This is a genomic window from Streptomyces sp. CBMA123 (genome assembly GCF_014596465.1).
Taxonomy (GTDB): domain Bacteria; phylum Actinomycetota; class Actinomycetes; order Streptomycetales; family Streptomycetaceae; genus Kitasatospora.
This window is the reverse complement of sequence record NZ_MECK01000067.1, coordinates 1-13,727: the sequence shown is the minus strand read 5'-3', so window position 1 is coordinate 13,727 and position 13,727 is coordinate 1. Positions and strand designations below refer to the sequence as shown.

The 13,727-nt window shown below is 74.1% G+C and carries 15 protein-coding genes; 5 read left to right on the top strand and 10 right to left on the bottom strand.

Annotated features, from left to right (window positions below; all coding sequences use genetic code 11):
* On the top strand, nucleotides 1-1,038 hold a 1,038-nt coding region (locus BG452_RS10505; protein WP_411292923.1), incomplete at its 5' end, for an aminoglycoside phosphotransferase family protein.
* Nucleotides 1,039-1,070: 32 nt separating this feature from the next.
* On the opposite strand, the gene BG452_RS10500 is transcribed toward BG452_RS10505, so the two are convergent.
* From BG452_RS10500 to BG452_RS10490, 4 genes are all read right to left on the bottom strand, one after another.
* Nucleotides 1,071-2,264 carry an acyl-CoA dehydrogenase family protein gene (locus BG452_RS10500; RefSeq protein ID WP_317620976.1) on the bottom strand — a complete coding sequence of 398 codons (1,194 nt, stop codon included), beginning with the start codon at nucleotides 2,262-2,264 and terminating at the stop codon, nucleotides 1,071-1,073.
* Nucleotides 2,265-2,597: 333 nt separating this feature from the next.
* The gene (locus tag BG452_RS48060; protein WP_350516047.1) at nucleotides 2,598-2,681 is read right to left on the bottom strand and encodes a putative leader peptide; all 84 of its coding nucleotides are present in this window, start codon (nucleotides 2,679-2,681) and stop codon (nucleotides 2,598-2,600) included.
* Between the two features lie 66 nt (nucleotides 2,682-2,747).
* Nucleotides 2,748-3,242: a hypothetical protein gene (locus BG452_RS10495; RefSeq protein WP_188303961.1), complete on the bottom strand. Its 495-nt coding sequence runs from the start codon at nucleotides 3,240-3,242 to the stop codon at nucleotides 2,748-2,750.
* 778 nt (nucleotides 3,243-4,020) lie between these two features.
* Entirely contained in the window at nucleotides 4,021-4,266 is a 246-nt protein-coding gene (locus BG452_RS10490; protein WP_188303966.1) for a DUF397 domain-containing protein, read from the bottom strand.
* A 431-nt stretch (nucleotides 4,267-4,697) separates the two neighbouring features.
* Between BG452_RS10490 and BG452_RS10485 the strand changes: the two genes are divergently transcribed.
* A complete protein-coding gene (locus BG452_RS10485; RefSeq protein WP_188303960.1) occupies nucleotides 4,698-5,237 on the top strand; it encodes a PTS-dependent dihydroxyacetone kinase phosphotransferase subunit DhaM in 540 nt (179 codons plus the stop codon).
* Nucleotides 5,238-5,247: 10 nt separating this feature from the next.
* On the opposite strand, the gene BG452_RS10480 is transcribed toward BG452_RS10485, so the two are convergent.
* Both BG452_RS10480 and BG452_RS10475 read right to left on the bottom strand, forming a co-directional pair.
* The gene (locus tag BG452_RS10480; protein WP_188303959.1) at nucleotides 5,248-5,736 is read right to left on the bottom strand and encodes an NUDIX hydrolase; all 489 of its coding nucleotides are present in this window, start codon (nucleotides 5,734-5,736) and stop codon (nucleotides 5,248-5,250) included.
* Between the two features lie 194 nt (nucleotides 5,737-5,930).
* Nucleotides 5,931-6,200: a hypothetical protein gene (locus BG452_RS10475; protein WP_188303958.1), complete on the bottom strand. Its 270-nt coding sequence runs from the start codon at nucleotides 6,198-6,200 to the stop codon at nucleotides 5,931-5,933.
* Nucleotides 6,201-6,540: 340 nt separating this feature from the next.
* Here BG452_RS10475 and BG452_RS10470 point away from each other — a divergent pair, with 340 nt between their 5' ends.
* Nucleotides 6,541-7,794 (top strand): polysaccharide deacetylase family protein, encoded by a 1,254-nt coding sequence (locus BG452_RS10470; RefSeq protein ID WP_223242032.1) that lies wholly within the window; start codon nucleotides 6,541-6,543, stop codon nucleotides 7,792-7,794.
* Between the two features lie 393 nt (nucleotides 7,795-8,187).
* Here BG452_RS10470 and BG452_RS10465 read toward each other — a convergent pair whose 3' ends face one another.
* Nucleotides 8,188-8,958 (bottom strand): glutamate racemase, encoded by a 771-nt coding sequence (locus BG452_RS10465; RefSeq protein ID WP_188303957.1) that lies wholly within the window; start codon nucleotides 8,956-8,958, stop codon nucleotides 8,188-8,190.
* A gap of 57 nt (nucleotides 8,959-9,015) precedes the next feature.
* Here BG452_RS10465 and BG452_RS10460 point away from each other — a divergent pair, with 57 nt between their 5' ends.
* Nucleotides 9,016-10,164 carry a glycosyltransferase gene (locus tag BG452_RS10460; RefSeq protein ID WP_411292922.1) on the top strand — a complete coding sequence of 383 codons (1,149 nt, stop codon included), beginning with the start codon at nucleotides 9,016-9,018 and terminating at the stop codon, nucleotides 10,162-10,164.
* A 42-nt stretch (nucleotides 10,165-10,206) separates the two neighbouring features.
* Entirely contained in the window at nucleotides 10,207-10,953 is a 747-nt protein-coding gene (locus BG452_RS10455; RefSeq protein ID WP_188303956.1) for an SAM-dependent methyltransferase, read from the top strand.
* Nucleotides 10,954-10,971: 18 nt separating this feature from the next.
* Here BG452_RS10455 and BG452_RS10450 read toward each other — a convergent pair whose 3' ends face one another.
* From BG452_RS10450 to BG452_RS10440, 3 genes are all read right to left on the bottom strand, one after another.
* A complete protein-coding gene (locus BG452_RS10450) occupies nucleotides 10,972-11,847 on the bottom strand; it encodes an alpha/beta fold hydrolase (protein ID WP_188303955.1) in 876 nt (291 codons plus the stop codon).
* Nucleotides 11,848-11,955: 108 nt separating this feature from the next.
* Entirely contained in the window at nucleotides 11,956-12,630 is a 675-nt protein-coding gene (locus BG452_RS10445) for a thiol:disulfide interchange protein DsbA/DsbL (protein ID WP_188303954.1), read from the bottom strand.
* 192 nt (nucleotides 12,631-12,822) lie between these two features.
* Nucleotides 12,823-13,727: glycosyltransferase family 4 protein (locus BG452_RS10440; RefSeq protein ID WP_188303953.1), on the bottom strand; the 905-nt coding region annotated here is incomplete at its 5' end.

Sequence of the window (13,727 nt, the reverse complement as noted above, 5' to 3'; positions counted from 1 at the left end):
CTGGGGCTGCGCGCCGCCCCCGAGGCCGTCCCGCCGGCCGGTCACCGCCTCCCGCTCGCCCGGCAGGCCGACGGCCAGGTGCTGCGCACCCGGCGGCCCGGTCAGCCGGTCGGGCCGGAGCGGATCGACCCGTCGGCGCTGCAGACCCCGGCGGTACGGGCCGCGCTGGGGAGCGTCGCGCGGATATGTCCGGCGTTCACCCCGCGCCAGGTCCTGCGCGAGGGCAGCCGCCACATCCTGGTGGCGGGCACCATCGGGCGGGCGCCGGTGGTCGCCAAGTGCCTGGCGCCGCAGGCGGTGCGGAGTGGGTACTTCGAGCAGCTGGTGGCCGACTTCCACCACGAGGTCTCGGTCTACCGGGCGTTCGTCCGGCACCGTCCGCCAGTGCGGCTGCCCCGGCTGGTCGCGGCCGACCACGACCGGTGCGTGCTCGTCATGGAGCGCGTCCCCGGCCGCCCGGCCGCCCGGGAGCGCCACCCGGTCAACGCGCCCACCCCGGGCGAGGTGCGGGCGCTGCTCGGCGCCGTGCGGACGCTGAACCTCTGGCGGCCGCCGAGCGACGTCTTCCAGCCGCGCCTGGACTACCAGTTCGAGATCGCCCGCTACCACTCGGTGGGCCAGCTCACCGACCGGGACGCCGGCGACCTGCGCGGCCTGCTGCACGGCCTGGGCAACACCCCGCTGCAGCTGTGCCACGGCGACGCCCTGCTCAGCAACATGCTGCTGGCGCCGTCGGGCCCGGTGCTGGTCGACTGGGAGCAGGCCGGCTGGTACCTGCCGGGCTACGACCTGGCGGTGCTGTGGAGCGTGCTCTCCGGCGACACCGCCGCCCGCCGCCAGATCAGCCAACTCGCCCAGAGCGGCGGCACGCTGGCCCGGGACGCGTTCCTGGTGAACCTGGTGCTGGTGCTGATGCGGGAGATCCGGCTGTACGACGTGCCGGGCGCCGGCGAGGAGCAGCGGATCATGATCCGCCGGCTCTACGACGACGCCGCGCTGGCCCGCCGGGCGGTCCGGGCCGCGGTCGGCACCCGCTGAACCGCCGGTGCCGCCACGGCCGGTGACACGCCTCAGGCCCTGGCGCCGCGCGCCAGGGCGGCCCGGCCTGCGGCGTCCAGGACGGCCTCCTCGGCGGCCAGGTGCACCCGGCTGCTGAGCACGTCCCGCAGGTAGCGCTCCAGCGGGTGACGCCGGCTCAGCCCCGGGTTGCCGGTGAGCGCGACGGCCTGCTGGACGGCCGCGGTGGCGGCCCGGGTGGCCAGCAGGTGGGCCGGGCCGGTCCGGGCCACGGCGTCCGGCTCGCCCCGGTCCACCCGGGGCGCCAGGCCGTGGAGCAGTTCCTCGGCGCCGATCAGCTGGGCGTCGATCTCGCCGAGGGCGCAGCGGTAGCGCGGCAGGGTGCCGAGCGGTTCGGTCAGATTGGCCGGAGTGCGCTGGTTCAGGAAGCGGACCAGCCAGGCCTCGGCGGCCCGGGCGACCCCGACCGCCACCGCGGCGAGGGCCAGGTCGTGCCAGGCGCGGGCGAGTTCGGCCTCCGCGGCGTCCTCCTGGCCGGGTATGCGGAGACCGAGCCCGAGTTCGAGCGGGACCCGCACCGCGTCGAGCACGACGTCGTGGCTGGCGCTGGCCCGCAAGCCGAGCTGGTCCCAGGTCGGGTCGATCTCCAGACCCTCGCTCTCGCCGCGGACCAGGAACGTCCCGGTGCGGGGCTCGGGTTCGTCGGTGCGCGCGGTGACGGCCATCCAGGCCAGTGCCTCGGCGCCGGTGCAGTACGTCTTCCGGCCGGTCAGCAGCCAGCCCTCGTCGTCCCGTCGGGCCACCGTCCCGGGCAGGTCGTCCGGCCGGCCGCCGGGCTCCGTCCGCAGGGTGTTGACCAGCGCCGGTCCGCGCCGGGACTCGGTGAGCAGCCGGCGGTAGCCGGCCGTCGGCCAGCTCGCGCGGCGGGCCTGTTCGGCGTGCTGGAGCAGGGTGAAGGCGGTGACCACGGCCACCGAGGCGTCCCCGCGGCCGAGCTGGGCCAGCAACCGGACGGTGTCGGCGAGCGTGCCGCCCGGCCCGCCGTACCGCGGGGAGACGGTCAGGGTGAGCAGCCCGGCCTCGTGGACGGCCTCGATGCCCTGGTACGGGAAGGTCGCGTCGCGGTCGTGCTCCTCGGCGCGGGCGGCGAGCAGGTCGACCACCCGGGGCAGACCGGCCAGGGCGGCCTCGACCGCCGAGCGCTCGGGCGCGGGCGTCAGGGTCGCCTCGGGTGCCCCAGGCGTCACGGTCGGCGCGGTCGTCGCGGGAGGGGTAGGCGCTGCGGGCCGTGCAGCCCGTGCGGGGGCCGTCGGTCGCGCGGGCGGGGCGGTCGGCGCGGAATGACCGGAATCCGCCGGTTCGGTTCGAGGGCGATCATTCGGTGAACGATCGTTTGCGGCGATGGTCGTCATGGTGCTGGTGCCTCCGGGCGGCAGCATGGGCTCAGCGGGTGTGGACGGCACGCCACGGGGCGCGCGGAACCGGCCGGCGGCCCCGGAGGCCGACCCACGGCCCTCCCCCGGATTCGGCGCCGACCCGGCTCGGTCGGCCGCCCGCCGCCATGGGGGCGAGATCCCCCCTCAGCGGCCCGGACACACCGCGCTGGCGGTCCGGCACAGATCCAGATGCCTGCGACGGGTCAACAGCGGGAGACGGCACGGCATGTTCGCGACTGTACGAACCGGTGATCGATACCGTCAAGCAGTGTCCGAGCCCCGGGCGGGCCCGGGTCAGCCCTGCTGGAACATGTCGGCCGGAAGCGGCTTCAGCAGCTGATACAGGTCGTCCGAAATCGGTCGGTCCCAGGACGCGATGGTGACCAGGACGCCGTCGCTGCGGCCGAACTGGGCACAGAACACGCGTTCCTCGCTGGTCTTGACCTTCTTCACGATCAGCAGGTCGTCCCCGAGCATGACCGGGAAGTCCTCGGCCGAGACGAACTCGACCGGCTCGTCGTTCTCCAGCGCCGCGAGCAGCTGCCGCACCTCGAAGGGCACGTCGTCACCGGTCTCCCGGGCGGGCGAACCCTCGGGGAGGTTGCCGATGAACATCGCCGGGCCTCTGCCGCCGAACAGGTCGTAGCGCAGGAAAATCCCCTGGCAGGAGCCGTCCGGGCCGGTCATCATGGCCGCACCGAAGTCGCCGGGCCAGTCACCCGGGTCCATCGCGAGCACGTCGAAGTCCGGGCCGGCGGGCTGTCCGGAGCGACGGCGGAGAAAAGACATGGGAACATCGTACGTGTCCGGCACACCACACTCGCGAGGCGGGTGGGACACCGACGGGGGACGGGCTGGAGGTCGACGCTCAGAGACCAATGTTGACTCTGAGCAACCGTCCGGGCTACGTTCGGTTCAGCACGACAGCCGTTCTGGGTTTCACCCTCCGGGGGGACGGCATGTCGCAACGCGGCCCTACACGCGTTTCCCTCACTGTGCACTTTTCGTGCCGAACTGCCGAGCACCCAGCTTCGTCGTCGCACACAGCACAACACACAAGCCAACAGTTCCATTGCAGTTCCGTGCAACAAGAGCCAGATCCGCGGGGCCCCGGCCCGTCGCTCCCGTGGATCTGCTCGGGACGCCGCCGCGTGGGGGCGTGCGGGTCCCGAGCAAACGGTGCCGCCTCCGAGTCGCTCTCGGCTTCGGCACCAGCCTCCCGGCGACTGCCGGCCCCTCGTGGGCCGGGACCGGCCGACGCACCCCGGTGCGCAGGGGATGACTGGGAGGTAGGCCTGGCAACCGCCGGGCCGCACAGCAGGCGCCGTGTCTGGCCGCGTGGGGGCGGTGGGCACGGCGTCTGCCTGTGCTCATACTCTGAGCTGCGTTTGTCTAACAGTCAACAGAAATTCTGACGTGGCACGCTCAATAGATCATCAGTTGTGATGTTCGGTGCCGAAATCCGCGTCGGCACCGCCCCCGGAACCACCTGCGGAGCGTCCCGACGCTGCACGCCTTGCCGCAGCTCGGGCCGCTCCGCGACGCGCCCGGACGGCGCGCGGGTGGCTCAGGTGAGGTCGAACTCGCCGTCCCGGGCGCCGAGTACGAAGGCCCGCCACTCGGCCGGGGTGAAGACCAGGACCGGCCCGTCCTCCTGACGGCCGTCCCGCATCCCGATGTACCCGTCCACGAACGCGATCTGGACGTCCCCGACGCCCTGGCTGCTGCACAGCCACTCGGCCCCGGTGAAGTCCACCTTCGGCTTCCCGTTCCGCGCGAGCTCCGGCTCGGTGCCGACTGAACCGACGTTCACCCCGGTGTCCGTCCCGCTGTTGACTCCCACTGACCGATCTCCTCCCGACGGAATTCCACGGTCAGCCTAGCCACACCTCCCCGCCCCGGTCAGCGGGTTGACGAGGACTCCCCCGGCCGGGGAGGAGGGCCGCCGAAGAAGCGCTCGGGACGCGGTGGGGCGTGTCCCGACCGGCGGGGCGGCGGGCAGCTGCCAGGATCTGCCAGGACGCGTGCGGACCGGCCCCGCCGGGCGGGCTGGTGCCCGGCGGGGCCGGACGGACCGTACGAAGCCCGTACGCCCCCGCCGGACGCCCGCGCAAAGCCCGTACGCCACCTACGACTTCGGCGCTCCGCCCGCGGTCCGCCGAGGACCACCGCACTCCCCGCCCGACACCCCGCCCATGAACTCACCCGTGAATTCACCCATGAACTCGCCTCAGGGAGCAGCCGATGAGCCGCCGGGACGGCACCCGCGCCGACGTCATCCCCATCTCCGACGCCCCCTCGGCCCACCCGCCGGCTCCGCGCACCCCGCCCTCGGCCACCCCGCTGCCCCGGCCGACCCCGGCGCGGACCTCGGCGCACGGCCGGGTCGGAATCGTCCTGGTCTCGCACAGCCGGGAACTGGCCACCGCCGTACGCTCGCTGGCGCTCACGCTGACCGGATCCGACTCCCCCGCACCGGTCGCCTCGACGGGCGGCGACCCGGCCGACGGGCCGGGCATCAGCGCGGTGCTGGTGGCCGCCGCCACCCGGCGGGTCGACCAGGGCCACGGCGTGGTGGTGCTCGCGGACCTCGGCAGCGCCGTCACCACCGTCCTGGCCCTGCTGTCGGAAGCCGACGAGCACGGGCTGCCGTTCCCGGTCCGGTTCGCGAACGCGCCGTTCGTGGAGGGCGCGGTGGCCGCGACCGCGACCGCCACCGCGGGCGGGGACCTCGCCGCGGTGCTGGACGCGGCGGAGGAGGCCTACCGGCAGCAGAAGGGCTGAACCCCGCTGGTCACGGGCGCTCCCGGCCCTCCAGGGTGAACACCGCCGGCCCCTGGCACTCCAGCGCGTGGCGCAGCCGGACGTGCTCGGAGTCGATCATCGGCGGCAGCTCGTCCAGCGCGAACCAGCCCACTTCCAGCGACTCGTCGTCGTTCACCCGGGCCTCGCCGCCGACCGCCCGGCAGCGGAAGGTCAGCACCAGGTACTGCGTCACATCGCCGTTCGAGTAGGTGACCGGAGGGGTGACGGTGGCCGAGGCGAGCAGTTCCGGCACGACCTCCACACCGGTCTCCTCCAGGCACTCGCGCACCACGCCGTCGGCGGGCTGCTCGCCCGGGTCGAGGATGCCGCCGACCGACGCCCACCGCCCGTCGTCGACGCGGCGGGCGAGCAGTACCCGGCCCTGGTCGTCCAGGACGACGGCGCTAACGGCGCTCAGCCAGAGCGGACGGGTGCCCACGAGGGAGCGGAGTTCGAGGAGAAAGGGGGGAATCGCCATGCGGCGCAGCCTATCGAGCCATCTCCGGGAGTAGCGGGGGGAGGAAGCCGTTGTCAGGGAATGGTGAAACACCAACGCGGGCAATTGTCAGAAGAGATGAAATTCGGTCGTTCTGACCAATTTCGTTCGATCTGCTGATCAGCCGCATCCGGCCTCCGGCGAAGCGTCCGGCGGAGTGAACGCCGGTGCCGCGATCAGAGCGCGGCACCCCTCCGACGGACCACCCCGAAGACGATCCGGCCGAGCAGCAGGACACCCGTCGCCAGGCAGCCGGCCACCGCCATCGCCCAGGCCGGACCGTCACTGTCCGGAACGATCACGGCCACCACGATGCCCAGCACCAGACAGGCCACACCCGCCACCGCCAGCGGAATCCGGTGGGTGACCAGGGCTCCACCGCTGCACGCGCGGGTCCATCGGGTCGCGCCGTGCAGGTGGAAGGGGTCACGGTCCGCATCTGCCATGAGCCCAAGGTACCCCGGGCCCGCCACCGGGGCAGCCCGCAGGGAGTGAGGCCCCGCGCACCCTGCGCGACCGCCCGTCCGGGGGTGCTCCTGCCCTGCGGACACGTGTGCGGGCTCCACAATCAGTCCACGAAAAATCCTCGTCCCCCCGGTACAACCATCCGCCTGGTGCAGGGGTCTCAATGGCATCGAGTGATCCAGGAGCCGTTCACGGGACGGGTGAGACCCCCCACCGAGAACCGGAATACCCAGGGAGCGGAGCCGCCGCCCCCTGGAGTCGGAGGCCGGGCTCCGTCCTCCGGCGGTACCGCCACGCCGCTCGGCGACCAAGGGGGAACCGTTGCCGCAGACCCAGTCCACCCCGTCGACCTCCACCGCCCGCACCAGGCCCATGCCCGGGGTCCGGGCACTGGCGCCACCCACCGGCCGCGCATCCGACCACCACGGCGCCGGCCGGTCCCGACCGGTCATCGAGGCGAAGCGTCTCGAAACCACCAGACGACTCGACACCAAGCGCCTCGAGACGAAGCACGCCGAGATGGTCGGTGCCGAGGCGCTCGACACCGGGTCGGTCGGTGCCAGGCCGGTCGGCGCCAAGGCGCCCGACATCGAGGCGCCCGGTGTCGACGCGCTCGGTGTCGGGGCCGAGCACGTCGACGCGACGCACACCGAGACGGAACACCAGGACGCACGGGGCGAATGGCTGCGGTTCGCCCCCGTGCAACCGCTGTTCCGGGCCCGGGCCGCCCAGCGACTCGCCGTCCTCGCCTACCACGGGGTCACCGACCACCGCTCCTTCGGCGCCCAGCTGGACCGGCTGCGAAGGCTCGCCACCCCGGTCTCGCTGGCGGCCGTCCTCCAGGCCGTCACCGAGCGGCGGCCGCTGCCGCCGCGCAGCGTCCTGGTCACCTTCGACGACGCCGACCGGAGCGTCCTCACCCACGCCCTGCCCGCCCTCGACGCGCGCGGCATCCCCGCCACCGCCTTCGTCATCTCCGAACTCATCGGCACCGAGCGCCCCTTCTGGTGGCACGAGGCCGACTTCCTCGCCCGCCACGGCGGCCGCGCCCGCTCACTCGACTGCGGCCACCCCTCCCAGCTGCTCCCCCGGCTCAAAGCCATGCCCGACCCGGACCGGCGCCGCAGCCTGCACGAACTGCGGGTCAGCGCCGACCGCCGGCCGCCCCGCCAGGAACAGCTCACCCCCGCCGACCTCCTCGCCCTCCGGGACGGCGGAGTCGCCATCGGCAACCACACCCAGGGGCACCCGTGCCTCGGCCGCTGCGACGACGTCACCGTCCGCGCCGAGATCACCGGCGCCCACGAAGCCCTCACCCACTGGCTCGGCGAACCCCCGATCGCCTTCGCCTACCCCGACGGCGGCCACGACGCGCGCGCCGAAACCGTCCTGCAGGAACTCGGCTACCGCCTCGGCTTCCTCTCCGACCACCGCCTCGGCCCCCGCCTCCCCACCCACCCGCTCCAGATCAGCCGGCTCCAGGTCGACTCCACCACCAGCACCCGCCGCTTCGACACCATCCTCTCCGGCCTCGAACCCGCCTACCGCCGCTGGCGCCGCCACGAGGTGGCCTGACCGCCGGCGCCACTGCGCAGGAACCGGCAGCGCCGCTGCGCGGGAAGTCGAGCCGGTCGACTTCCCGCGCAGCGTGCCGTCCGGGCGGCGGGGCACCTGATGCGGCCACTCCGGGTGCCTGCGGGGCATAGGAAGTCGGCCAGGCCGACTTCTGCTGCGCAGCCACGAATCCGGCCGGGCTCGTGCCGCCCAGGCAGGCACCGTGCCCGACCCCGCCCGCGACCACGACCGACCTCGGGGGCCCTAGCCGCGCTGTACGAGAAGTCGGCCCGGCCGACTTCCGGTGCCCATCGGCCGGGCCAGGGATCACCTCGGGCTGCCCCGGCCTGCGGGGTGGGGCCTTCGAGGGGGTACGGGTGCGGCGGGCCGAGGGCCCCGGCCTTGCCGGGTGGGTCAGGCGATGACCGGGGTGAGGGTGAGGCCCTGGGGATAGAGGGTCGCGGTGGTGGGGAGGGTGGCGGGGATGCCGGCGTGGAGGACGGTGAGGGTGGCGGCGCCGGTGCGGGCGGGGTCGGCGACCCGGCGGAGGGCCTGGGCGGCGACGGCGTCGGCGGAGCCGTGGAAGCTGAGAGCCGGGGAGGCGGTGGGGGCGACGGCGGCGCGGATCCGGTCGGCGACGAGCTCGTAGTGGGTGCAGCCGAGCACGATCGTGTCGGTGCCCTCCGGCGTGCGGGCCGCGGCGTCGGCGATGGCGGCGGTGATGGCGTCGTCGTCGCCGTGCTCGACGGCGTCCGCGAGGCCGGGGCAGGCGACCTCGGTGATGTCGGCGGTGCCGCCGAAGTCGCGGATCAGCCCGCGCTGGTAGGCGCTGCCGGTGGTGGCCGGGGTGGCCCAGATGGCGACCCGGCCGCCGGCCGCGGCGGCGGGCTTGATCGCCGGGACGGTGCCGATGACGGGCAGGCCGGGCTCGAGTTCGGCGCGCAGGGTGTCGAGTGCGTGCACCGAGGCCGTGTTGCAGGCGATCACCAGGGCGTCGGGTTCGAGGGCGGCGGCGGCGCGGCAGCAGCCGAGGGCCAGTTCGGTGACCTCTGCGGGCGTGAGCGGCCCCCACGGCATCGAGGCGGGGTTGGAGGAGAGCACCAGATCGGCGTCGGGGCGCAGCTTCCGAACGGCGGCGGCGGCGGCCAGCAGGCCGATTCCGGAGTCCATCAGTGCAATCTTCACGGGGTGAGACTCTAGTCGATCCGCCGGTCGCGGCCCGATCTGCGGCAGACTGCCGGGGTGACCGTGCTGCTGTGGATCGCCGCGTTCTCCCTGCTGGTCTGGCTCTGGCTGACGTGCTGCCACGGCTTGTTCTGGCGCACCGACGTCCGCCTGCCGCCGCGCCGTCCGCCGGTGCGGTGGCCGCAGGCGGCGATCGTGGTGCCGGCCCGGGACGAGGCGGCGGTACTGCCGGTGAGCCTGCTGACGCTGCTGGCGCAGAAGTACCCGGGGCGGGCCCGGGTGATCCTGGTGGACGACCACAGTTCGGACGGCACCGGAGCGGTGGCGGCGGAGCTGCGCACGTTGGACGGGCTGGAGCTGACCGTGACCACCCCTCCCCCGCTGCCCGAGGGCTGGACGGGCAAGTTGTGGGCGCTGCGGCACGGGGTGGAACTGGCCGGTCCGGACGTCGAGTACCTGCTGCTGACGGATGCGGACATCACGCACGGCCCGGACTCGCTGGCCGAGCTGGTGGCCGCCGCCGAGTCCAACGGGCTGGACCTGGTGTCACAGATGGCCCGGCTGCGGGTGGCGACCGGCTGGGAGCGGCTGGTCGTCCCGGCCTTCGTGTACTTCTTCGCCCAGCTGTACCCGTTCCGGTGGAGCAACCGCCCGGGCGCCCGGACGGCGGCCGCGGCGGGCGGCTGCTCGCTGGTGCGGCGGGAGGCGTTGGAGCGGGCCGGCGGGGTGGCGGCGATCCGGGGGGCGGTGATCGACGACGTGTCGCTGGCCCGGGCGGTGAAGTCCTCGGGCGGGCGCACCTGGCTGGGCCTGGCCGGGGAGGTGGACAGTGTCCGCCCGTACCCCCGACTGGAGCAGCTGTGGCGGATGGTGTCGCGCAGCGCGTACGCCCAGTTGCGGCACTCGCCGCTGTTGCTGCTCGGGACGGTGCTGGGGCTGGCGCTGGTGTACCTGGTGCCGCCGGTGGCGACGGTGGCCGGGCTGGTGGCGGGGGTGGCGCCGGTGGCGCTGGCGGGCGGGGCGGCCTGGGCGCTGATGGCGGGGACGTACCTGCCGATGGTCCGGTACTACCGGCAACCGGCCGTGGCCGTGCTGCTGCTGCCGTTCACGGCCTCGCTGTACCTGCTGATGACGGTGGACTCGGCGGTGCAGCACTGGCGGGGGCGGGGTGCGGCCTGGAAGGGCCGGACGTATTCCGGGGCGTGAAAAAGCCCGGCACGGCGGGCAGGGCGGGCCCATACTGCTCGGATGGACCGTCAGCAGATCTCCCGGCTCGCCCATGCCCACCGTCCGATCGCGGCGCCGCTGGGGGACGGCTCGGTGGCCCGGCTGCTGGAGCGGGCGCTCGGCGGGCAGGAGTCCGGCCGGGTACTGGACCTCGGCTGTGGCGAGGGTGCCTGGCTGCTGCGGGCACTGGCCGCGCGACCGGGCTGGCACGCGGTGGGGGTGGACGTGGACGCGGCGGCGCTGACCCGGGCCCGGGAGACGGCGGCCGCGCTCGGCGTGGTGCGCCGGATCGGTCTGCACCACCGGGACGCCCGGGAGTTCACCGACCGGGAGCGCTTCGACCTGGTGCTCTGCGTGGGCGCCACCCACGCCTTCGACGGGCTGCTGCCCACCCTCGCCGCGGCCGGTGAACTCCTGGCCCCCGGTGGGCGGTTGCTGGTCGGCGAGGGGTTCTGGGAGCGGGCACCCTCCCCGGCCGCACTGGACGGGCTGGGCGCCGCCCCGGAGGACTTCGCGGACCTGGCGACCACCACCGACCGGGTGCTCGCGGACGGCTGGACGCCGGTGGACGCGCACGTCAGCACGGTGCGGGAGTGGGACGACTACGAGTTCGCCTGGACGGGTTCGCTGGCCGAGTGGGCACTGGACCACCCGGAGCACCCGGACGCGGCCACCGCCCGCGAGGCGGCGGACCACCACCGCGCCGGGTGGCTGCACGGCTATCGGGGGACGCTCGGTTTCGTCACCTATCTGCTGCGACGCGACTGAACTCCCCGATGAGCGGCGTCACTTCTGCGTCCGGGCGAGGAAGTCGTCGATCAGCGGGGCGATTTCGGGCAGCTTCTCCTCCAGGGCGAAGTGCCCGGTGTCGAAGACGTGCAGTTCGGCGTCGGGCAGGTCGCGCAGGTAGGCGCGGGCGCCGGCCTCGGTGAAGAACGGGTCGTTGCGCCCCCAGAGCACCAGCGTGGGCGGCTGATCGGCCCGCAGCCAGGCCTGCCATTGCGGGTACAGCTCGACGTTGGAGAAGTAGTCGAGGGCCAGTTCGACCTGGATGTCCTTGCGGCCCGGCTGGTCGAGGAAGTGCTGGTCGAGGGTCCAGCCGTCGGGGGCGACCAGGCTCGGGTCCCCGGTGCCGCCCTCGTACTGGCTCCGGGTGACGTCCAGGGTGAGGATCGACCGGGCGGCCGCCTCGGCGCCGGGGACACCGCGCCGCTGGGCGATGAACTCCTTTGCCTGGTCGGAGAGTCCCTCCTGGTAGGCGTTGCCGTTCTGGACCACCAGGCCGGTGATCCACTCCGGCCGGCGGGTGGCCAGGCGCAGGCCGACGGGTGCGCCGAAGTCGAAGACGTACAGCGCGAAGCGGTCCAGGCCGAGGGCGAGGCAGAAGCGCTCGATCACGTCGGCGAGGGTGTCGAAGCGGTACGGGAAGGCGTCGGGCGCGGGGCTGTCGCTGTGGCCGAAGCCGGGGTAGTCGGGGGCTATCAGGCGGTAGCGGGTGCCGAGCGCGTCGAGCAGCCGGGCGTACTGGTGCGAGGCGGACGGGAAGCCGTGGAGCAGCAGGAGGGCGGGGGCGTCGGCCGGGCCGGTTTCACGGTAGAAGACGCGCAGGCCGTCGAGGTCGACGTGGCGGTGGTGGACGTGCGGGATCGTCAGCTCGCTCATGCTAACCATTAAACAGGATTTAAATGGTTAGGCAAGGCCTGCTGCGGATCCGTCGCGAGCGAGCTGAACCGCCGTCAAGCACCGGTGGACTTCTGCCGGAGCCGACGATCAGTGCGTCTGCAGCTGCTCCCGCTGCACCAGGTAGTCGAGCACCTCGGGCATCGCCTCGACGCCGCCGGCCTTGGTCGGCGAGGTCCGGTACTCGCCCTGGACGACCACCGTCGGCAGCTCGTTGATGCCGTAGCGGACGAACTGGGCGGCCGCGTCGTCCACCGACTGCCGCACGTCGGCGGAACGGTAGGCCGTACGGAACTGCTGGGCGTCGACGCCGTGGCGCACCGCCCAGTCGGTGGCGGCGGCCTCGGTGGTGAGGTCGGCGCCGTCGGTGTGGATCGAGCGGAAGGCGCTGGCCTGCAGCCGCTCGACCAGGCCGAGGCGCTCCAGCGTGTAGTACAGACGCGCGTGGGCGCGCTGCACGCCCTCCTCCGGGCCGCCCGGCCAGATCGCCGGGACCCGGCGCAGCGCGACGTCGGCGCGGTGCCGCTCGACCCAGGCCTGCAGCGGCTGTTCCAGCGCCTGGGAATGGCCGCAGTCGTACCAGAAGAACTCGACGGCCTCGGTGCGGGCGCTCTCGCGCACCGGCTGCGGGCGGTCCATCTTGACGAACTGGACGCCCTCGGAAGGGGGTTGATGAGCCACCGCACCAGCCTGGACGGGGGATGCGGCGATCCCGGCGGCGACGGCGAGCAGGACGGTGGACCGCAGCAGCGACTTCGAGTTCACACCGGGCAGTGTGGTGGTGGCGTCCCGTTACCGGCGAGTCGACAGGGGGCGGCGGGCCCGGATTCGCTCGAACGGCGTAGCCGGCCGCGCGTCCGTGGACATCCGCGTCCGTCGGCACCCGCATCCGTCGACACCCGGGTCCGCGGACATCCGCATCCGTCGACACCCGCGTCCGTCGACGCGCGGCTGGGCTCAGCCGGCCGGAGCGCCCGTCCACACCTCGGCGACCAGCCGCTGCCAGTCGTCCACCACCGCGCCCAGTTCGAAGTGCTCCAGCGCGTGCGCCCGGGCGGCCGCGCCCAGGCCCGCGCGGTTGCAGGCCAGCACCTTGGCCAGTGCCTCGGCCAGGGCGAGCGGGTCCCCCGGGGCGACCAGCGCGCCGGTGGCGCCGTCCCGGACCACCTCGCGCACCCAGCCGACGTCGGTGGCGACGGCGGGCACCCCGGCCAGGGCCGCCTCGATCAGCGCGCCGGGCACCCCCTCGCTGTCACTGGTGAGCAGCAGCGCGTCGGCCGCCCGGTAGAGCGGGACCGGATCGGGCAGCGGGCCGAGGAAGTGGGCGCGGGCGGCGGCCGGGTGGCGGGCCAGCGCCTCCCGCAGCGGGCCGTCCCCGGCGACGGCCATCCGGACGTCGGGCAGCCGGTCGAGCACGTCGAGGGCGAGGTCGAGCCGCTTCTCGGGGGCTATCGCGCCGATCCAGGCGACCAGCAGGACGTCCGCGGGCAGGCCCAGGGCGTGCCGGGCGGCGCGCCGGTCGGCCCGGCCGTCGGCGGGCGGATAGCTCTCCGCCGCACGGGAGTTGGGAATCACCCGGACCTTGCCGCCGGGCAGTGCGAACTGCTCCTCCAGCACCTCGCGCGCCTCGTCGGTGAGCGTGGTGACGGCGGCGGCACGGTGCATCAGGGCGCCGCCGCGGAGTCTGCGCAGCCGGTTGGCGGTCCAGTAGCGCGGGTGGCCGACCGAGACGTAGACGAAGGGGGTGGGGGTGCCGGCCAGCGCGAGGGCGCAGGCGGCCAGGGTGTCGGAGCCGTGGGCGAGCACCACGTCGGCGGCGCGGGCGGCGGAGCGCAGCGCCCGCAGGGTGCTCGGGCGCAGGC

Bases quoted from the DNA above. Each gene is read 5' to 3' on its own strand.
- BG452_RS10475 (WP_188303958.1), bottom strand. From the start codon at position 6,200: ATGGCAGATGCGGACCGTGACCCCTTCCACCTGCACGGCGCGACCCGA.
- BG452_RS48060 (WP_350516047.1), bottom strand. From the start codon at position 2,681: ATGCCGTGCCGTCTCCCGCTGTTGACCCGTCGCAGGCATCTGGATCTG.
- BG452_RS10455 (WP_188303956.1), top strand. From the start codon at position 10,207: ATGGACCGTCAGCAGATCTCCCGGCTCGCCCATGCCCACCGTCCGATC.
- BG452_RS10480 (WP_188303959.1), bottom strand. From the start codon at position 5,736: ATGGCGATTCCCCCCTTTCTCCTCGAACTCCGCTCCCTCGTGGGCACC.
- BG452_RS10495 (WP_188303961.1), bottom strand. From the start codon at position 3,242: ATGTCTTTTCTCCGCCGTCGCTCCGGACAGCCCGCCGGCCCGGACTTC.
- BG452_RS10450 (WP_188303955.1), bottom strand. From the start codon at position 11,847: ATGAGCGAGCTGACGATCCCGCACGTCCACCACCGCCACGTCGACCTC.
- BG452_RS10485 (WP_188303960.1), top strand. From the start codon at position 4,698: ATGAGCCGCCGGGACGGCACCCGCGCCGACGTCATCCCCATCTCCGAC.